This window comes from Caulobacter sp. GW821-FHT09H08, from assembly GCF_059415885.1.
Genome location: NZ_JBWKOC010000002.1, coordinates 154,714 through 172,652, shown reverse-complemented (window position 1 = coordinate 172,652; position 17,939 = coordinate 154,714). Strand labels below are relative to the sequence as shown.

Here is a 17,939-nt window from a genome sequence, read left to right as displayed (position 1 = left end):
GCTAGAGACCGCCCTCGCAGATGTATTTCAGATGCTGGTAGTCGGACAGGCCATGGCGCGAGCCCTCGCGGCCGTAGCCCGAGGCCTTGATCCCGCCGAACGGCGCGACCTCGGTGGAGATGGCGCCCTCGTTGATGCCGATCATCCCAGCCTCGAGCCGCGCCTCCAGCCGCGCGATCCGCCGCGCGTCCGTTGTGAAGGCGTAGGCGGCCAGGCCGTAGGGCGTGGCGTTGGCCAGGGTCAGGGCCTCGTCCTCGCCCGTGAAGCGGGTCAAGGCGGCGACCGGACCGAAGATCTCCTCGCAGGTCAGCCGCGCGTCGGCCGGCGCGTCGGTCAGGACGGTCGGCGGGTAGAAGCAGCCCCCACGCGGATGCGGGTCCCCTCCGACCCGCACCCGCGCTCCGCCCTGTACGGCCTCGGCGACCAGCTCAACCACCTTTGCAGCGGCGCGAGCATTGATCAGCGGGCCGATATCGACCGCGCCGTCGCGAGCGGGACCGACACGCAGGGCGGCGCTCGCCGCCGCCAGGCGGTCGGCGAAGGCCTCGAAGATCCCGTCCTGGACGTAGATCCGGTTGGCGGCGATGCAGGCCTGGCCCGCATTGCGGAACTTGGCCTTCATCACGCCCTCGACGGCCAGATCGAGATCGGCGTCGTCGAACACCAGCACCGGCGCGTCGCCGCCCAGCTCCAGCGACACCCGCTTCAGGGTCGCGGCGGCGCGGGCGGCCAGGTGCTTGCCGACCGCCGTCGAACCCGTGAACGACAGCTTGCGCACGCGCGGATCGTCCAGCCAGACATCGACCACCGAAGCGGCCCGCACACGCGAGGCCGGCACGACGTTGAACACGCCCGGCGGCAGACCCGCCTCCTCGGCCAGGAACGCCAGAGCCAGGGCGGTCAGCGGCGTGTCCTCGGCGGGCTTGGCCACCACCGTGCAGCCGGCGGCCAGGGCCGGAGCGACCTTGCGGGCGATCATGGCCAGCGGGAAGTTCCACGGCGTCACCACCGCGCAGACCCCGACCGGCTCGACCAGCGCCTTCATCCGGCGGCCCGTGAACGGCGATGGAATGACGTCGCCATGGATGCGCCGGGCCTCCTCGGCGAACCACTCCAGATAGGCCGCGCCGTACGAGACCTCGGCGCGCGCTTCGGAGAGCGGCTTGCCCTGTTCCAGGCTGATCAGCCGCGCCAGGTCCTCAGCGTTGCGGATCACGGCCTCGAACCAGGCCCGCAGGTGGTCGGCGCGACGGCGGCCGGTGGTCTCGCGCCAGGCCTCGAACGCCCGGCAGGCGGCGTCGGCGGCGGCCGAGGCGAGATCGGCGTCGCCATCGACCACGCGCGCGATCAGGCGGCCATCGGCCGGGTCCAGAACCTCGAAAACGTCCTCGCGCGGCTCGACCCACAGGCCATAGACGAACGCCCCATCGCGCAGCAGGTCGGGTCGCGCCAGGGCCAGCGCATCACCGCCGCCGTCGCCCCTCACAAGACGCTCCGGAACTTGTCGTGGATGTTGTTGGCCTTGAACGAGCCGGCCTCGTCGGCCTCCTCGACATAGAGGGCCAGCGACAGGTAGCGGCGCTTGAAGGCCCCGTTGAAGTGGGCCTGGATCGCCTCGAACAGACCGCCGAAGAACTCGCGCTTGAACTCGGCTGAACGCCCCGGACCGATCTTGGCCGTCACCACCACGAAGGCGTAATCGTCCGCCCCGTCGGCCACCACATACTCGGTCAGGCGATGGCCGCGCACCCGGATGCCGCCGATCGGAAAGACCCCGCCGCTATCGGCCAGCCGCGTGGCGATAATCCGCAGCAGGGTCGGGATGCGCCCCTCGGCGGCCAGGTTGTCGGTGTATTCGACGACGACATTGGGCATCAGCCAGCCACCGTCATCACGCCGGCCGTGCAGCCGACCGCGAAGATCGGGATCGGCTCGTAGCAGAGGATCTCGCCCTGCCCGCGCGCGGCGGCGGCGACGCTGATCAGGGTGCGGATCTCGAACCCGCCCTGCCCCGCCACGGCATAGGTGCCCGCGTCGGAGTACGACAGCAGCGCCGCCTTGTCGTTGCGCGCCCAGCGATCCAGGAACTCGGCGTCCCAGGCCTCGTTGATGCGGCCGCTATCCGGCGTACACGGCCAGTGCGAGAGGCCGCCGGTGCCGATCACGGCGATCTTCTCGGGAACCGCGTCGCAAGCCCGCCGCAGCGCCTCGCCGAACGCCCAGGCGCGGTGCAGCGGCGTCAGCGGTGGCCCCTGGCAGTTGATATTGACCGGGATCACCCGCAGCTGGTGACGCGGATCGAGGAAGCTGAGCGGCACCGCCACACCGTGGTCGAATTTCCACTCCTCGGCGAAGGCCACGTCCACCGTGGCCATCATCTCCTCGATGATCCGCTTGGAGAGCTCGGCGTCGCCGGGCTGGCGGAACTTCTGGATGGCCAGCCAGGCCTCGTCCTCGATCGGCCCCTCGTAGTAGTCGGCCATGCCCACGGCGAAGGCGGGCATGTTGTTCATGAAGAAGTTGGCGAAGTGCTCGGCCGCGACGATGACCAGCACCTCCGCGCCCGACGCTTCCAGCGCCTCGCGCAGGCGGGCGAAGCCGGCATAGAACCGGTCGCGCTTGGCGGCGTCGGCCAAGCCGGCGCGGCCTGTGATCCCGGGGGCGTGGCTGCAGATTCCAGCAAAGACCAGGCTCATAGTCCGGCCACCTTCTCTTCCGCGGACAGGGTCATGGCGTAGACGCCGGCTCGCACGGGGCCATGGCGGCGAACGCCCTCGCGCATGGCTTCCAGGTAGTCGGCCCAGGGCATCTGCAGGTAGGCGGCCAAGTGCATCAGCAGCTGGCCGTTCACGCCCATCACGAACAGCAGGCCGATATCGCCGTCGCTGAGCGCCACGCGCTCTTCGGACGCCAGGTCGTATTCGGCCAGCAGCGCCTCGCGCTCGTCGCGGAACCGCTGCTGGACCACCGGATCGCGGTTCAGGGCGTAGAGCACCTTCTGGACGTAGTAGAGGCTCATGCTGTCACACGCCCCACTTGGGGATCGGGTGCGAGCCCATCGAGACGCAGACGTTCTTGACCTCGCAGAAGGTCTCGAAGCTGAACTCGCCCCCCTCGCGGCCGATGCCGGAGTCCTTCACCCCACCGAACGGCTGGCGCAGGTCGCGGACGTTCTGGCTGTTGATGAAGACGAGGCCCGCCTCGATGCCGGCGGCGACGCGGTGGGCCTTGCCGATGTCCTGGGTCCAGACATAGCTGGCCAGACCGTAGCGGACGTCATTGGCCAGGCGCAGACCCTCGGCCTCGTCCTTGAACGGGATCAGGCAGACGGCGGGCCCGAAGATCTCCTCCTGGGCAATGCGCATGCGGTTGTCGACATTGGCGAACACCGTCGGCTTGACGAAGTTGCCGGCCTTGACGCGCTCGGGCAGTCCTTCTGGGCGACCCAGGCCGCCGGCGACGATCTTGGCGCCTTCCGTCTCGGCCAGCTCGATATAGCCAGTGACCTTCTCCCAGTGCTGGCGGGTGATCATCGCGCCGACCTGGGTCTTGTCGTCCAATGGATCGCCGACCCGGATGCGGGCGGCCCGCGCCGCGAACTCGGCGACGAAGGCGTCGTAGACGCTCTCCTGGATGAAGATCCGCGACCCGGCCGTGCAGCGCTCGCCGTTCAGCGAGAAGATCGTGAAGAGGGCCGCGTCGAGCGCGCGCTCCAGGTCGGCGTCCTCGAAGATCACCACCGGCGACTTGCCGCCCAACTCCAGGGACAGCTTCTTCATGCCGGCCACCTGGGCGATGCGCTCGCCCGTGGCCGTGCCGCCGGTGAACGAGACGGTGCGGACGTCCTTGTGCCGCACCAGCGCCTCACCCGCCGTACGGCCATAGCCGTGGACCAGGTTGAAGACGCCCTTGGGCACCCCGGCCTCAAGCAGGATCTGGCCCAGGCGGTCGGCGGTGAGCGGCGACAGCTCGCTCATCTTCATCACCGCCGTATTGCCCAAGGCCAGGCACGGGGCGGTCTTCCAGGTCGCCGTCATGAACGGCACGTTCCAGGGCGAGACCAGGCCGCAGACGCCGACCGGCTGGTACAGCGTGTAGTTCAGCATCTGGTCGTCGACCGGGTAGCAGCGCCCGTCCATCCGCGTGGCCACTTCCGAGAAGAAGTAGAAGTTCTCGGCCGCGCGCGGGATCAGCTGATGGCTGGTCTGGTGGATCGGCAGGGCCGTGTCGGCGGTCTCCAGCGCCGCCAGCTCCGGCACGGCCTTCTCGATCAGCTCGCCCACCCGGCGCATGATCTTGGCGCGCTGCTTGGCGGGCGTGCCGGCCCATTTAGGGAAGGCTTCCTTGGCGGCCTCGACGGCCAGAGCGATCTCGTGCTCGCCGCCGCTGGCGACCTCGGCCAGCACCTCCTGGGTGGCCGGATTGACGGTCTCGAAGCGCTCGGCGCTGTCGACGGCGGCGCCGTTGATCAGGTGCTGCAGGATCATCGGGAAGCTCCGTAGAAGGTCGCGTCGTCGACCACCGTGTTGGTCAGGGCGCCCACGCCCTCGACCTCGGTTTCGACCACGTCGCCGGGCTGCAGGTAGACGACCCCGTGCGGGGTGCCGGTCAGGATCAGGTCACCCGGCAGCAGGATCATGAAGCTGGTCAGGTGCTCGATCAGGTACGGGATGCCGAACACCATGTCGGCCGTGGTCCCCTCCTGGACGACCGCGCCGTTGACCCGCGTGGTCAGGCGCAAATCCATCGGATCGGCAACGTCGTCGCGGTCGACGATCCAGGGGCCCAGCGGCGTGCCGCCGTCGCGGTTCTTCACCCGCAGGTTCGGGCGGTAGTAGTTCTCAAGGTAGTCGCGGATCGTGTAGTCGTTGGCGACCGTGTAGCCGCCGACCACGTCATAGGCGCGGTCCCACGGCACATTGCGCGCCGTCCGGCCGATCACCACCGCCAGCTCGCACTCGTAGTGCATCTGGGTCGCGTCGGCGGGCCGGCGGGTCAGCGCCTTGTGCCCGACCAGGCTGCCCGCGCCCTTCAGGAAGATCAGCGGCTCCTCGGGCGGCTTGAAGGCCAGCTCGGCGGCGTGGTCGGCGTAGTTCAGGCCCAACGCGACGATGGTGCGCGGCGTCACCGGCGGCAGCCAGACCACAGCGTCCTCGGACACGACGCGACCATCGGCCAAGGTCAGGGTGAGGCCATCGGCGGCGACCACGGCCTGGTGGACAGCGCCGGCATAGGCGACCCGGGCGCTCCTCACGACTGGGCTCCTTCGGCGACGATCCGGCAGGACAGCGTCCCCAGCCCCTCGGCCGAAGCGGTCACGCGGCGACCCGGCGCGGCGACCAGCGGCGCGGGCGTCAGGGCCGCCAGCAGCACGTCACCGGGGTTCAACGTCATGAAATCGGTGATCTCGGCCAGCAGGTCCGCCAGCGGACGATGCAGCTCGCTCATCGACAGGCGCTGGCGCATGACGCCGTCGACCTCGGCGACGATCTCCAGGGTGTTCGGGTCATCGACGGCCAAAGCCGGCGTGATCCACGGGCCGATCGGCAGGAAGCCGTCCCGGCACGACTGGCGCACGGCGGGCCGGTAGTAGTCGGCGCCGGGCGTCTGAAAATCCAAGGCCAGAGCGTAGCCGTCGACGAAGCTCAGCGCCTCGGCGACCGAGACACGGCAGGCGGGACGGCCGATGACGACGGCCAGCGCCGCACGCGCTTCAAGCGCTTCAACGCCCTCCGGAACCACGACCTCGGCCCCATGCCGCGCGAAGGAGTTCGGCGGCTTGAGGAACAGCACCGGCGCTTTCGGCGGCGCCTTGTACGGCGCCTGTTCAAAGGCCTGCGCCAGGCTCTCGCGCTCGGCGCGGCTGTTCAGGGCGACGCCGTAGACTGTCCCCGCGATCGGCGCTTCCAGCATTCCCGCCTCGGCCCAGGCGCGGGCGTCGTCGGGACTGGCCCAGACGGGCGTCGGGGCGGATCGGACCTGGACCAAGACCTCGGGCGGCACGCGCTACTCCTTCACGCCCCGTCTGATCGGAGCGCCTGGAGAGGTGCTTAGCGCGTCTCGAAACGAGCGTTTTGTCCGTCCCGGAAGGGTCGATTGTCCGTCCCCGCACCTGGCCATTCCCCGCCTTGCCGGGCGGGCGTGATCGACGGGAATGGGGCCGCAAACGGAGCGTCCTCATGTCCCAAACTTCCCTGGTCGAACTGCTTCCCGAAGTCCGCGCCCTGCCCGGCCGCCTGACCAGCGCCTTCGTCGACGGGCTCTATCTCAACAGCGAGGACGGCCAGCCGCTGGAGGCGCGCGATCCGGCCACCGAACAGCTGATCGTCGCGATCCCGGAAGCCGACGACGCCCTGGTCGACCACGCCGTGCGCTCGGCCCAGCGCGCCTTCGCCGACGGCCGCTGGTCGGGCCTGCGCCCAGCCGACCGCGAGCGGATCCTGCTGAACTTCGCCAGCGTCGTCGAAGCCCATGCCGAGGAACTGGCCCAGCTGGAGAGCTGGAACCAGGGCAAGTCGATCAACCTGGCCCGCGCCGTCGATGTCGGGGCCTCGGTCGAGTTCATGCGCTACTTCGCGGGCCTGGCGACCAAGATCACCGGCCACACCATGGACGTCTCGATCGCCGTGCCGCCCGGCGCCCGCTACGCCGCCCAGACCCGGCGTGAACCGATCGGCGTGGTCGCCGGCATCGCGCCCTGGAACTTCCCGCTGATGATCGGCCTGTGGAAGGTGGTCCCGGCCCTGGCCGCCGGCTGCTCGATCGTGCTGAAGCCGTCCGAGATCACCCCGCTGTCGACCTTCCGCCTGGCCGAGTTGGCCATGGAGGCCGGGGTGCCGCCCGGCGTGTTTAACGTCGTCCACGGCCGAGGCGCGACCACCGGCGCGGCGCTGACCCGCCATCCGGCCGTGCGCAAGATCACCTTCACGGGCTCGACCGCGGCCGGCAAGACCATCGCCCGCACGGCCGCAGACACCCTGGCCCGCGTCTCGCTGGAGCTGGGCGGCAAGAACCCCGCCATCGTCCTGGCCGACGCGGACCTCGCCAAGGTCGTGCCGGGCCTGCTGGCCGGCGGCTTCATGAACGGCGGCCAGGTCTGCGCGGCCGTCTCGCGCGTCTATGTCGAGCGCGCGATCCACGACAAGCTGGCCGACGCCCTGGCCGACGCGGTTAGCGGCATGAGCCTGGGCGCGGGTCTGGATCCGGCCGCCCAGGTCAATCCGCTGGTCTCCTCGGCCCACCGCGCCAAGGTGCTGGGTCATGTCGAGGCCGCGCGCGCCAGCGGCGTCGAGCTGGTCAGCGGCCCGAGCGCACCGGACGCCGGCTACTACGTCTCCCCGACCCTGGCCCTGGGCGCGGCCCACGATCACCCTCTGAACCGCCAGGAGGTGTTCGGCCCGGTGCTCAGCCTGGTCACCGTCGAGGATGCGGCCGAGGCCCTGAAGCTGGCCAACGACACCGCCTACGGCCTGGCCGCCAGCCTGTGGACCGACAGCCTGTCCAAGACCCTGGACCTGACGCCGCGCATCGAGGCCGGCACCCTGTGGGTCAACAGTCACGTGCCGCTGGATCCGCACATGCCGTTCGGCGGTTTCAAGCAGTCGGGCTGGGGTCGCGACTTCGGACCGAACGCCTTGGACGCCTATCTGGAGACCAAGTCGGTCTGCATGGCTTACTGACCTCACAATAAGTTTGAATACAAACTAAATTCTTGCGGCGTGCGCTGGGCGTGATACCCCTTTCTCTAGAGGAAACAGGGGAAGACGGCGCATGCCGCGAGACCTGAACAACGAGGCTTATCAAGAAGCCTTCCAGGACGCCTTCGCCGGCGTGCGCCAGAGCAACTGGGGCGGCGAGCCGTCCAGTTGCGTCTTCAAGACCGCCGCCCTCGGCGCACTGCGCTTCAGCCTCCTGTCGGCCCCGTCGCACGTGGCCACCTGGGCCGGCGGGCGCAGAGGCTCGGACAGCCTGAAGATCCTGGTTCAACGCCAAGGCCAGACCTCTTTCGCCCAGGGTGAAGCGACCTACGCCCTGCCCCCCGGCGGCTGGCTGCTATGCCCGCGCGACCAAGCCTATGCGGTGATCAACCAGACGCCCGTCGACCAGGTGCTGGTCGAGGCGCCGCTGGACCTCGTCGCCCGCCGCGCCATCGGCCGGCTCAGCGCGCCCCTGGTCCATGCCGAGCCGCACGGGGCGGCGCGGGTGCTGGGAACTCTGCTCTCGACCCTGGCCGACGAGATCGACGACCTGGACGACGCCAGCTCGGCCCGCTTCGCCGACACGGTGGCCGACCTGATCGCCGCCCTGGCCCTCTCGGAGGTCCGCCGCCACGCCGCCGACATCCTGCCCGCCGATCTGCTTCGCGAGCGCGCCCAGCTCTTCATCAAGGCTCACCTGACTGACCCAGACCTCAGCGTGAAGGCTGTGGCGCGGGCGATGAACTGCTCGGAACGCTATGTCTATAAGGCCTTCGAAACCCAGGACGTCACCCCCGACCGCTACATCTGGGACGCTCGCCTTTCCCGCTGCGGCGAGGTGCTGGCTGACCCGGCCTGGGCGGGCTGCTCGATCTCGGAGGTCGCCTACCGCCACGGCTTCGCCTCCAGCGCCCACTTCTCGCGCGCCTTCCGGGGCCGCTTCGGCCTCAGCCCCAGCGAAGCTCGCCGCGCCGCGCTCGCCTAGTTCCGCCACGAACAGGCAGGCGTGCGGCGTCGGTCAAATCCGACGTCGGGGCCTGGGCTAGCATCCCCGTCTCAAGTTCGAGGGGATTTGCATGACCGCTTACGCCACGCCCGACGCCGTGCTCGACGCCTATATCGAGGGCAGCCGCGCGCTGGACGCCGACCTGCTGCGCACCTGCTTCCGAGCCGACGCGGTGATGAACGGCTATCTGCGCGGCCAACTGCTGCTGGGCGGTCCCGAGCCGTTCTTCCAGGACATCGCGGGCATGAAGGCCGGCGGCGTCGACCACTCGGCGTTCAGCGCTTCGATCACCAACCTCGCCGTCAACGGCGCCATCGCCCAGGCCAGCGTCCGCATGGAGAAGCTGGCCGGCGCGCTGGACTTCCAGGACTACTTCCACCTGATCCGCGACGCCGACGGCTGGGCGATCAGCAGCAAGACCTTCTCGTCGCTGGACTAGCGGCGCGGCTTCGCAGCCAGCGCCCGGCAGAGGCGCGGCCGCGCCTTTTCCGGGGGAAACCACCATGACGGCCAAGACTGGGACGGCCAAGTCCGGCTCCGCGTACGAGAACACGCTGCTCGCTTTGCTCTTCCTGACGTTCGGCTTCGTCTTCTTCGACCGACTGGCGCTGAACTTCCTGTTCCCGTTCGTCTCCAAGGAGTTCGGCCTCGACGCCACGCATCTGGGGATGCTGGCCTCGGCCCTGGCGCTGACCTGGGCGCTGTCGGGCCTGGTCATGGGCTTCGTCTCCGACGCCCTGGGCAAGCGCAAGCCGCTGCTGGTCGCGGCCGTGATCATCTTCTCCCTGGCCTCGCTGGGCTCGGGCCTCGTCGCCGGCTTCGGCGCCCTGCTGACCTGCCGCCTGCTGATGGGCCTGGCCGAGGGTCCCGTCCTGCCGTTGGCCCAGTCGCTGATGGTGGCCGAGTCCTCCAGCGGCCGGCGCGGCCTGAACATGGGCCTGCTGCAAAGCTCGGCGGCGGGACTTCTCGGCGCCCTGGCCGGACCGCCGATCATCCTGGCCCTGGCCCAGGCGCACGGCTGGCGGACGGCCTTCTACGTCTCGTGCATCCCCGGCCTGATCCTGGCGGCGCTAATCTGGCGCTTCGTGCGCGAGCCCAAGCCTGAACCGAAGACCGCCTACACACCACGCGACAAGCCCAGCCTACTGGCCGTGCTGCGCCACCGGAACATCTGGCTGTCGGTGCTGATCAGCGCGGTGTTCGTGACCTGGTTCATCGTCATGACCACCTTCGCCCCGACCTATCTGGTCCAGGCGCGCGGCTTCACGCCGGGGCAGATGGGCTTTGTCATGACCGTGCTGGGCGCCGCCCACGTCTTCTGGGGCACAGCGGTGCCGGCGATCTCCGACCGCATCGGCCGCAAGCCGGCCATGCTGGTGTTCTCGGCCCTATCGGTCTGCGCGCCGCTCGCGCTGATCTTCGCCCAGACGCCCCTAACGGCCGCGATCGCCATCGCGCTCACCTATACCGGCCTCGGTTGCTTCGTCCTGTTCATGGCCACCATCCCGGCCGAGACCGTACCCGCCGGCTCCCTGGCCACGGCCTTGGGCCTGGTCATGGGCGTCGGCGAGCTGGCCGGCGGCTTCGTGGCGCCGACCGTGGCGGGCATCACCGCCGACCACCTGGGCGCGTCCGCCCCGTTCTGGATCTCGGCCGCCGGCGCGGCCCTGGCGGCGGTCTTCTCCCTGTTCCTGACCGAGACCGCGCCCTCGCGCCGTGTGGTCTGATTTCCCGAGGAGTTCGAGAATGCGTTTCCAAGGCAAGGTCGCCCTGATCACGGGCGGCGGCACCGGCATCGGCGCGGCGGTCGCTCGCCGGATCGTCGCCGAGGGCGGCAAGGTGGTGCTGACCGGCCGCCGCGCCGGACCGCTGGAAGACGTCGCCGCCCCTCTTGGTGAGGCCGCCGCGATCAGCGTCGGCGACGCTTCGAACGCGCGGGACGCCCAAGCCGCCGTCGCCCTGGCGGTCGAACGCTTCGGCGCCCTCGACATCCTGATCGCCAACGCCGGCGGCCACGGCCTGGGCGCCGTCGCCGACACCAGCGACCAGACCTGGGCCGACAGCCTCTCTGCCAATCTCAACACCGCCTTCGTCGCCGCCCGCGAGAGTTTGCCGCGCTTGATCGAGCGGAAGGGCAATGTCGTGGTGGTCTCGTCGATCGCCGGCCTGTTCGCCGGGCCCTCAGTGGCCGGCTACACCACGACCAAGCACGCCCTGATCGGCCTGACCCGCTCGATCGCCCGCGACTATGGCCGCGTCGGCGTGCGGGCCAATGTCGTCTGTCCGGGCTGGGTCGCCACCGCCATGGCCGACGAGCAGATGGCCCCGATCCAGGCGCGCTTCGGCCTGGCCACGGTCGCGGAGGCCTACGCCAAGGTCACCGAGGACGTGCCGCTGGGTCGTCCCGCCAGCCCTGAGGAAGTCGCCTCGGCCATCTGCTTCCTGGCCTCAAGCGAGGCTTCGATGATCACCGGCGCGACCCTGACGGTCGATGGCGGCGCTTCGACGGTGGACCTGCCCACCGTGGCCTTCACCAAGTGAGCGCGAGCATGACCACGCCGAAGAATTGGAAGACGTACGAGGACTTCGCCGCCGGCATCGACACCAACCGTCTGCCGCCCTCCTCCGCCCTCGCCGGTCACGAGTTGCGCATCGAGAGCGACAGCGGCGGCCTCGACTTGGCCTTCGTCGCTGACGACTGGGTGTCGTGGCGTCAAGACCAGGAGTCCGGCCGCGACGCTTGCGAGGTCGTCGAGCTCGCCACCGACCTCTACTTCGTCGACATCGTCTTCGCTGCTCGACCGCCCGACGCCCTGACCCTGATCCTCAACCTGGCCACCGGCCGGACCTTGAGCATCCTCTCCCGCGTCCGCCCCGAGCCGACGCTTGGCGAACCACAAGTGGACCAGGTGTTCGAGGCCGGCGTCATCGCGGGCGTCGTGGGGACTGGCGAAGTCCCCGCCCCGTCTCGGGACCTGATCGGCCTGCGCGCCTTCTATCGCTACAGCCCCAACCATCTCTACGAGCACACCTATCTGAGCTCGGAGCGCTATTGCTGGCAGTGCCTGGAGGGCGAGCAGCGTGGCCATGGCGACGTGGACCTCTCCACCGTCTTCCGCTTCGCGCCGGACCAGTACGTGTTCGCGTTCCGGGAGTTCAAGATCCCGGTGGCCTCGGTGTTCTTCATCAACTTCGAGGACGGCCGCTCGACCGGTAAGTTCCTCGGGATCACCGGCGACGGCGCGGTCGAGAACCGCAAGGCCGGGGCCTTCCTGCGCCGCGCCTCGCGCACCTTCTACGACGAGGCGGTCGAGCCGGTCTGAACCGGCTCGTCCTTCGACAAGCTCAGGATGAGGAATACCTGAGCGCCGAAGAAAACCTCACCCTGAGCTTGTCGAAGGGCGAGGTTTTGCGCCGCTACCAGCGCTTGCGGCTCTCCGCCAGCACTGCTTCCGTCCGCGCGATGGCGGCGTCCTGGTGGGGCTGCAGGTCTTGATAGGCCATGTCGCCAATCACCTCGACGAACGGATCGACCACCTCGGTGCGGCGCTCGGCCAGGGTCTCCATGACCGCCAGGCCGAAGAACGGCACGGTCGAGGCGCTGTAGCCGCCTTCGTGGCTCATCACCAGGCGGCCGCCGCACAGGTCGTTGGCCGCGTCCATCAGCTTGCGCGTCATGTCGCGATAGGCGTCGGAGTGCAGCATCATCCGGCCCAGCGGGTCATGACCACCCGCATCGAAGCCAGACGGCACGATGATCAGGTCCGGCTGGAACGCGTACAGCGCCGGGATCACCACCCGGTCGAAGGCGGCCGCATAGGCGCCCAGGCCCGAGCCCGGCGGCAGCGGCAGGTTCAGGTTGAAGCCCTCCCCGGCCCCGGCGCCGATCTCGCTGACATGGCCGCTGTCGGGCGGGAAGCAGCCGTCCTGGTGAATCGAGATCGTCAGGGCGCGCGGGTCTTCCCAAAACACGTCCTGGGTGCCGTTGCCGTGGTGGACGTCCCAGTCGACGAAGGCCACGCGCTTCAGGCCCAGATCGTCGAGCGCGAACCGCCCAGCGATGGCGGCGTTGGCGAACAGGCAGAAGCCCATCGCCCCCGAACGCGTGGCGTGGTGGCCCGGTGGGCGCACCAAGGCGTAGGCGTTGGCCACCTCGCCCGCCACGGTCTGGCGTACGGCCTCGACCACACCGCCCGTGGAGAGCAACGCGATCTCGTAGGAGTCGGTGCCGAACGGCGTCGACGGCCCCGCCTCGCCGCCGAACGCCCGCGAGCGCTCGGCCAGCGAGGCGACATAGGCCTCGCTGTGCACGCGATGCAGCAGCTGCAGATCGACCGGCTTGGGCTCGATCAGCTTCAGGTGCGGGGTCAGGCCGCTGACGTCGAGCAGGTTCTTGAACCGGCGCTTGGTCTCCGGATGCTCTGCCGGCTCGCCCGGCTGGACGAAGCCGCCATACGGCATGATGCCAGCGTTCGTCCCCGTGCTGTGCCACATGTAGCGCTCGTGCCAGACGAGGCCGGTCGGGGCGCGTTGAGCGCTCATTAGTTTGATCTCCTACCTTTTTGCCGTTGTAACCGAGTCCGGCTCAGCGATCCACGGCTTCGAAGGCCTTGGTCAGGGCGTTCACCAGCGTGTCGACCTCGTCCTCGGTGATGACCAGCGGCGGAGACAGGATGATCTTGGGGCCGACCGGGCGGACGATGGCGCCGTGGCGGCGGGTGTGCTCAGCCAGTTCGTAGGCCAGGCCCTGGCCAGGATCGATCGGCTCGCGGGTCTTCTTGTCGGACACCAGATCGATGGCGATCATCAGGCCCTTGCCGCGCACCTCGCCCACGCTGCGGAAGCGCTCGGCGAACGGTGTGAGGCCGGCCAGCAGCCGGTCGCCCATCTTGGCCGCCTTGCCCGGCAGGTCTTCCTTCTCGACGATGTCGAGGCAGGCCAGGGCCGCGGCGCAGCCCACGGCGTGACCGCCATAGGTGTAGCCGTGCATGATCGCGCCCTCGGGGCTCTCCTCGCCGCTCCAGGCCGAGGCGACGCGGGCGTTGACCACCGTCGCGCCCAGCGGGATGTAGCCGCACGACAGGCCCTTCGCGAGGCACATGATGTCGGGCTTCACGCCCCAGCCCCGCGCGCCGAACATCGCGCCCGAACGGCCAAAGCCGGTCACCACCTCGTCCGAGACCAGCAGCACGCCGTAGCGGTCGCAGACCTCGCGGACCAGCGGCCAGTACTGTTCTGGCGGCACGATCACCCCGCCCGCGCCCTGGATCGGCTCGGCGAAGAAGGCCGCCACCGTGTGCGGGCCCTGGAACTGGATCTCGCGCTCCAGCTGCTCGGCGCAGATGCGGGCCAGTTCGGCCGGATCACTGGTCCACGGGTTGCGATAAAGCCAGGGCGTGTCGACCTGCAGACAGCCCGGCAGCAAGGGCTCATAGGCCCAGCGGAACGGCGGATTGCCGTTCAGCGACACGCCGCCGAAATGCACGCCGTGATAACCGCCCTTCAGCGAGATGAACTTGGTGCGGTGCGGTTCGCCGACCAGACGCCAGTACTGGCGAGCCAGCTTCATGGCCGTCTCGACCGCGTCCGAACCGCCCGAGCAGAAGAACACTTTGGCCGCATCTTCTGGCGCGGCGATCTCGACCAGCTTCTGCGACAGGCGGATCGACGGCGGCGTCACCGTGCCGTCGAAGCTGGAATAGTAGGCGATCTGGTCCATCTGCTCGCGCACCGCTGCCTTCACCTCGGCGCGGTCGTGGCCGACGTTCACGCACCACAGGCCGCCGATTCCATCGACATAGCTCTGGCCGTCGATGTCCTCGACGATCGAGCCGCGCCCCTTGGAAATGATCAGCGGCGGATGGGCTTCCGAGCGCTTGGGATGCACCATCGGGTGCCACTGGTGCTTAGCGTTGGCGCTCTTCAGCGCATTGGCGTCCGGTTGGGTCACGGCCCATCTCCCTGGGATTTCCTCGGGACCATGATCCGCGTGACGCGCGCCTCGCCGCTTGACCTCAAGCGTCAGCGATTTGATCATAAGCTTCATGAGGGAGAACGCCGCCAAAAGCCGCCAACGCGCCGAGCCGATGATCATCGCGCCGGTGGTGCTGTCGCTGGTCGACCTGCTGCATGAGCGCGGCTTCGACGCCCTGCCGTTGCTGGCACGCCACGGCCTAGCCGTCGCGCCGCTCGGCGAATTCAACGCCACCGCGCCGCTGAAGACCTATGTCCGGCTGTTCGAGGAGGCCGCGCTCCAGACTGGCCAGCCGGGCCTGGGTCTGTCGCTGTCCAGCGCCGTCGGCCCCGAGGCTCTGGGCGCCCTGGGCTTCCTGTTCCTCAGCTCGTCCAGCCTGGGCGACGCCCTGGCCAATCTCGTCCGCTACACCGCCGCCGTGCAGGACGCGACCGAGCAGCGGGTCAGCGTGCGCGGAGGGCTGGCTCACGTCACCTACCAGATCCGCGACGACGCCATCGGCCCGCGCGCCCAGGACGCCGAATTCTCGATCGGCTGCACCTACCGCCTGATCCGCTCATATGTCGGTCCGCGCCTGAAGCTGGCCGAGGCGCATTTCGAGCACTCGCCGCTGCAGTCGCCCAAGGCCTATGAGGCAGTGTTCCGCTGCCCGGTCTATTTCCAGCAGCCGACCAATGGCCTGGTTCTGGCCGAAGAGGACCTGAAGCTCAGCTCCAGCGTCATCAACGCCAAGCTCTTCCCGATCCTCGAGGGCCAGATCCGCGAGCTGATCTCCAAGAAGGAGTCGATCAGCGGCGTGGCCGAGCGGGTAGCCGATGCGCTGAGCCCAGCGGTTCTGCAGCGGGGCGCCAGCGCGGCCTCGGTGGCGACCGACTTCAACCTGTCGGAATCGACCCTGCATCGCCGATTGAAGGCCGAGGGGACCTCGTTCCAGGCCGTGCTGGATCAGCGCCGCCTGGCCCTGGCGCAGCGCCTGCTGGACGACCGCCAGATGACCATCGCCGACATCGCCGCCTTCGTGGGCTTTTCCGAGAACGCCGCCTTCACCCGCGCCTTCAAGCGCTGGACCGGTGTCTCACCGCGCGACTACCGGGGCGGCTAAACCTTCCGCAGGCGCAGGCTCAGCAGCAGGAACGCCCCGCCGCACAGCAGCACGCCGATCACGCCCAGCAGCAGCACGCCCGAGAACAGGCCCGGCCGCACCAGGCCCGCCGCGATCCCCGGCCCCGAGGCCAGACCCAGGCCGATGATGATATTGGCCAGCACCAGCAGGCGGCCCGAAGCGTCGACCTTGGACAGCGAACCCAGCAGGAACGGCAGAGTGAAGGTCCAGGCCACCTTGAACAGCACCGCCGAGCCGAAATAGATGCCGCCGCTCAACGGTCCGAACGGGATAGCCAGGGCGACCAGCAGCACAATGACTCCAGCCTCCAGCGGTCCCAGATTGCCCAGCTTCACCGGCGTGAACGCCGCCAGACCCGCGCCGACCACGCCGAACAGAGTGGCGATCGACAGGGTCGTGGCGATCCAGTGGGCGTCCAGCCCGGCCGCGTCGCCGATCCGCTCGAAATAGGTCCAGACCGCCCCGACCGCGACGTAGAAGGCGTAGAGACCAACGAGGCCCAGCGCGCCGTCGACCTTGGACAGCTTGGCGGTCGGCGCGGCGTCGACACTGGCGGTCTCGCCCGGTCCGGCGGGGATGAACGGCAGCATCAACGCCATCGCGCCCATCACCACCGCCAGGATCAGGAAGGCGCCCCGCAAACCGTGGCTCTCGACCACGAACGGCAGCAGGGCCACCCCCACCGAGCCCATGGCCAATTGCAGCACCACCCACCAGGCGAAGGCCTGGGTCGGCGCCTTGCTGCGGGCCATGATCGGCAGGGTGATCGAGACGGCGACGCCACCCGCCAGGCCCGCGCCGAACAGGGTCAGGGCCAGCATTGTCGGATCGGTGACGAAGGCGGCCACGACGAACAGCGCCGCCAGGATCGGGATGGCCACGACCAGCAGCTTGCGCCACAGTGGCTTCTGGACCAGCAGGGTCATGGGCAGGCCGATCAGGCCGATGCCGCCCAGATGCGCCGAGATCACCAGGCCCGCCTGCGAAGGGCTGAACCCCAGCTTGCCGACCATGGCCCCCACCAGCACCGGCGCCATGCCCAGCACCAGCGGCGCGATCGCCCCCATGGTCACGGCGCTGGCCGTCGTGGCCCAGGCGTTCTCTCCCGCGCCGACGGACGCGGCGTTGGATGGCTGGACGGCTGGCATGTCGGATCCCCCTGTTATGTGAGGCCGACGGTACGGCGAGCCCCTCGCCTGCCCTTGATCGATCCGGTCAGACCCTTGACCTTTACGGCGAGACCGAGCCGATCCGCTGGGCCGCGTCCAGCAGCACCGGCAGCACCCGTTCCTTCAGCTGGTCGGGGCTCATGCGGTTGATCTGGGTCGAAACATTGATCGCCGCCACCACCTTGCCTGTGCGATCGCGCAGCGGCGCGGCCAGGGACAGCAGGCCCAGCTCCAGCTCCTCGCTCGTCAGCGACCAGCCTTGGATCGCGGTCTGCCGCAGGATGGCTCGCAACTGATCAGGATCGGTGACGGTGTGTGGCGTCATCTTCTCCAGCTTGGTCGCCGACAGCACCCGCTCCAGCTCCAGCGGCGGCAGGTGCGCCAGCAGCATCCGCCCCATCGAGGTGTTGAAGGCCGGCAGCCGGCTGCCGACATGCAGGTTCACCGTCATGATCCGGCTGGCCGCCACGCGGGCGACATAGACGATCTCGCTCCCGTCCAGGACGCTGGCCGAGCAAGACTCCCCGACCTGACGGGTCACGTCGGTCAGCACCGTCAGCGCGCCCTGCCAGACGCCCAGGGTCGAGAGGTAGGCGAAACCTAGGTCCAGCACGCGCGGCGCTAGGCCGAACACCTTGCCGTCGGTGCTCGCATAGCCTTCCGCCACCAGGGTTAGCAGGAATCGCCGCGCCGCCGCCCGGGTCAGTCCCGTGCGCTCAGCGACCTGGCTCAGGGTCATGCGCGGATGCTCGGCGTCGAACGCGCGAATGACGTCCAGTCCCCGAGCGAAGGTCTGGGCGTAGTCCTTTTCGTTCAAGGGCTTGGCGGCGTCGTTCAAGGCGGAATCCTCCCGAGATCCAGCCTTAGCAAATGTGCGATTATCGCACAAGTGTGCGATATGTTGACTCCTCATTCGAGCGGGCGTTAGGTCGCCGCCATGAACGGTCCCGCCAGAGGACGGCGTGGACCC

18 protein-coding genes and 1 pseudogene are annotated in these 17,939 nt (G+C 69.2%); 8 read left to right on the top strand and 11 right to left on the bottom strand.

Annotated elements, in window-relative coordinates; translation table 11 throughout:
- Window position 1: 1 nt before the first annotated feature.
- The 7 genes from AC07NN_RS06130 to AC07NN_RS06100 are packed head-to-tail and all read right to left on the bottom strand — an operon-like array spanning window position 2 to window position 6,003.
- Window positions 2-1,486, bottom strand: coding sequence for an NAD-dependent succinate-semialdehyde dehydrogenase (locus AC07NN_RS06130; RefSeq protein ID WP_494638549.1), 1,485 nt, complete (start codon window positions 1,484-1,486; stop codon window positions 2-4).
- Entirely contained in the window at window positions 1,483-1,875 is a 393-nt protein-coding gene (locus AC07NN_RS06125) for a 5-carboxymethyl-2-hydroxymuconate Delta-isomerase (protein ID WP_494638547.1), read from the bottom strand. Before AC07NN_RS06125 ends, AC07NN_RS06130 begins: the two co-directional genes overlap by 4 nt.
- The gene (locus AC07NN_RS06120; protein ID WP_494638545.1) at window positions 1,875-2,696 is read right to left on the bottom strand and encodes a DODA-type extradiol aromatic ring-opening family dioxygenase; all 822 of its coding nucleotides are present in this window, start codon (window positions 2,694-2,696) and stop codon (window positions 1,875-1,877) included. Before AC07NN_RS06120 ends, AC07NN_RS06125 begins: the two co-directional genes overlap by 1 nt.
- Entirely contained in the window at window positions 2,693-3,019 is a 327-nt protein-coding gene (locus AC07NN_RS06115) for an aromatic ring-opening dioxygenase subunit LigA (protein WP_494638543.1), read from the bottom strand. Before AC07NN_RS06115 ends, AC07NN_RS06120 begins: the two co-directional genes overlap by 4 nt.
- 4 nt (window positions 3,020-3,023) lie before the next feature.
- A complete protein-coding gene (gene hpaE, locus AC07NN_RS06110) occupies window positions 3,024-4,487 on the bottom strand; it encodes a 5-carboxymethyl-2-hydroxymuconate semialdehyde dehydrogenase (RefSeq protein ID WP_494638541.1) in 1,464 nt (487 codons plus the stop codon).
- The gene (locus AC07NN_RS06105; protein WP_494638539.1) at window positions 4,484-5,254 is read right to left on the bottom strand and encodes a fumarylacetoacetate hydrolase family protein; all 771 of its coding nucleotides are present in this window, start codon (window positions 5,252-5,254) and stop codon (window positions 4,484-4,486) included. The genes hpaE and AC07NN_RS06105 overlap by 4 nt, the downstream gene beginning before the upstream one ends.
- Window positions 5,251-6,003, bottom strand: a complete 753-nt coding sequence (locus AC07NN_RS06100) for a fumarylacetoacetate hydrolase family protein (protein ID WP_494638537.1) — start codon at window positions 6,001-6,003, stop codon at window positions 5,251-5,253. Before AC07NN_RS06100 ends, AC07NN_RS06105 begins: the two co-directional genes overlap by 4 nt.
- A 176-nt stretch (window positions 6,004-6,179) precedes the next feature.
- On the opposite strand from AC07NN_RS06100, the gene AC07NN_RS06095 reads away from it, so the two are divergent.
- The 7 genes and pseudogenes from AC07NN_RS06095 to AC07NN_RS06065 form a co-directional block, all read left to right on the top strand.
- Window positions 6,180-7,679: an aldehyde dehydrogenase family protein gene (locus AC07NN_RS06095; RefSeq protein ID WP_494638535.1), complete on the top strand. Its 1,500-nt coding sequence runs from the start codon at window positions 6,180-6,182 to the stop codon at window positions 7,677-7,679.
- 91 nt (window positions 7,680-7,770) lie between these two features.
- Window positions 7,771-8,682: a helix-turn-helix domain-containing protein gene (locus AC07NN_RS06090; protein ID WP_494638533.1), complete on the top strand. Its 912-nt coding sequence runs from the start codon at window positions 7,771-7,773 to the stop codon at window positions 8,680-8,682.
- Window positions 8,683-8,773: 91 nt separating this feature from the next.
- Window positions 8,774-9,142 carry a nuclear transport factor 2 family protein gene (locus AC07NN_RS06085; RefSeq protein ID WP_494638531.1) on the top strand — a complete coding sequence of 123 codons (369 nt, stop codon included), beginning with the start codon at window positions 8,774-8,776 and terminating at the stop codon, window positions 9,140-9,142.
- Window positions 9,143-9,206: 64 nt separating this feature from the next.
- Window positions 9,207-10,430, top strand: a complete 1,224-nt coding sequence (locus tag AC07NN_RS06080) for an MFS transporter (RefSeq protein ID WP_494638529.1) — start codon at window positions 9,207-9,209, stop codon at window positions 10,428-10,430.
- Window positions 10,431-10,449: 19 nt separating this feature from the next.
- A complete protein-coding gene (locus AC07NN_RS06075) occupies window positions 10,450-11,244 on the top strand; it encodes an SDR family NAD(P)-dependent oxidoreductase (protein WP_494638526.1) in 795 nt (264 codons plus the stop codon).
- An 8-nt stretch (window positions 11,245-11,252) separates the two neighbouring features.
- Window positions 11,253-12,026 carry a MoaF C-terminal domain-containing protein gene (locus tag AC07NN_RS06070; RefSeq protein ID WP_494638524.1) on the top strand — a complete coding sequence of 258 codons (774 nt, stop codon included), beginning with the start codon at window positions 11,253-11,255 and terminating at the stop codon, window positions 12,024-12,026.
- A pseudogene (locus AC07NN_RS06065) lies at window positions 12,023-12,111 on the top strand (hypothetical protein); the annotation flags it as partial. The gene AC07NN_RS06070 and the pseudogene AC07NN_RS06065, both read left to right, overlap by 4 nt.
- 9 nt (window positions 12,112-12,120) lie before the next feature.
- Here the strand turns inward: AC07NN_RS06065 and AC07NN_RS06060 are convergent.
- A complete protein-coding gene (locus tag AC07NN_RS06060) occupies window positions 12,121-13,245 on the bottom strand; it encodes a class II histone deacetylase (protein ID WP_494638521.1) in 1,125 nt (374 codons plus the stop codon).
- Window positions 13,246-13,288: 43 nt separating this feature from the next.
- On the bottom strand, window positions 13,289-14,653 hold the full coding sequence (locus AC07NN_RS06055) for an aminotransferase class III-fold pyridoxal phosphate-dependent enzyme (RefSeq protein WP_494638519.1): 1,365 nt from the start codon (window positions 14,651-14,653) through the stop codon (window positions 13,289-13,291).
- A gap of 94 nt (window positions 14,654-14,747) precedes the next feature.
- On the opposite strand from AC07NN_RS06055, the gene qhpR reads away from it, so the two are divergent.
- Entirely contained in the window at window positions 14,748-15,779 is a 1,032-nt protein-coding gene (qhpR, locus tag AC07NN_RS06050; RefSeq protein ID WP_494638517.1) for an AraC-like transcriptional regulator QhpR, read from the top strand.
- On the opposite strand, the gene AC07NN_RS06045 is transcribed toward qhpR, so the two are convergent.
- Window positions 15,776-16,948, bottom strand: coding sequence for an MFS transporter (locus AC07NN_RS06045; RefSeq protein WP_494638515.1), 1,173 nt, complete (start codon window positions 16,946-16,948; stop codon window positions 15,776-15,778). The two genes, qhpR and AC07NN_RS06045, sit on opposite strands and share 4 nt — an antisense overlap.
- A gap of 82 nt (window positions 16,949-17,030) precedes the next feature.
- Window positions 17,031-17,807: an IclR family transcriptional regulator domain-containing protein gene (locus AC07NN_RS06040; protein ID WP_494638513.1), complete on the bottom strand. Its 777-nt coding sequence runs from the start codon at window positions 17,805-17,807 to the stop codon at window positions 17,031-17,033.
- Window positions 17,808-17,939: the final 132 nt, after the last annotated feature.

Excerpts from the sequence above, each read along its gene's own strand:
- AC07NN_RS06070 (WP_494638524.1), top strand. The coding sequence starts at position 11,253 with ATGACCACGCCGAAGAATTGGAAGACGTACGAGGACTTCGCCGCCGGC.
- AC07NN_RS06120 (WP_494638545.1), bottom strand. The coding sequence starts at position 2,696 with ATGAGCCTGGTCTTTGCTGGAATCTGCAGCCACGCCCCCGGGATCACA.
- qhpR (WP_494638517.1), top strand. The coding sequence starts at position 14,748 with ATGAGGGAGAACGCCGCCAAAAGCCGCCAACGCGCCGAGCCGATGATC.
- hpaE (WP_494638541.1), bottom strand. The coding sequence starts at position 4,487 with ATGATCCTGCAGCACCTGATCAACGGCGCCGCCGTCGACAGCGCCGAG.
- AC07NN_RS06060 (WP_494638521.1), bottom strand. The coding sequence starts at position 13,245 with ATGAGCGCTCAACGCGCCCCGACCGGCCTCGTCTGGCACGAGCGCTAC.
- AC07NN_RS06085 (WP_494638531.1), top strand. The coding sequence starts at position 8,774 with ATGACCGCTTACGCCACGCCCGACGCCGTGCTCGACGCCTATATCGAG.
- AC07NN_RS06095 (WP_494638535.1), top strand. The coding sequence starts at position 6,180 with ATGTCCCAAACTTCCCTGGTCGAACTGCTTCCCGAAGTCCGCGCCCTG.
- AC07NN_RS06115 (WP_494638543.1), bottom strand. The coding sequence starts at position 3,019 with ATGAGCCTCTACTACGTCCAGAAGGTGCTCTACGCCCTGAACCGCGAT.
- AC07NN_RS06080 (WP_494638529.1), top strand. The coding sequence starts at position 9,207 with ATGACGGCCAAGACTGGGACGGCCAAGTCCGGCTCCGCGTACGAGAAC.
- AC07NN_RS06090 (WP_494638533.1), top strand. The coding sequence starts at position 7,771 with ATGCCGCGAGACCTGAACAACGAGGCTTATCAAGAAGCCTTCCAGGAC.
- AC07NN_RS06125 (WP_494638547.1), bottom strand. The coding sequence starts at position 1,875 with ATGCCCAATGTCGTCGTCGAATACACCGACAACCTGGCCGCCGAGGGG.
- AC07NN_RS06045 (WP_494638515.1), bottom strand. The coding sequence starts at position 16,948 with ATGCCAGCCGTCCAGCCATCCAACGCCGCGTCCGTCGGCGCGGGAGAG.
- AC07NN_RS06075 (WP_494638526.1), top strand. The coding sequence starts at position 10,450 with ATGCGTTTCCAAGGCAAGGTCGCCCTGATCACGGGCGGCGGCACCGGC.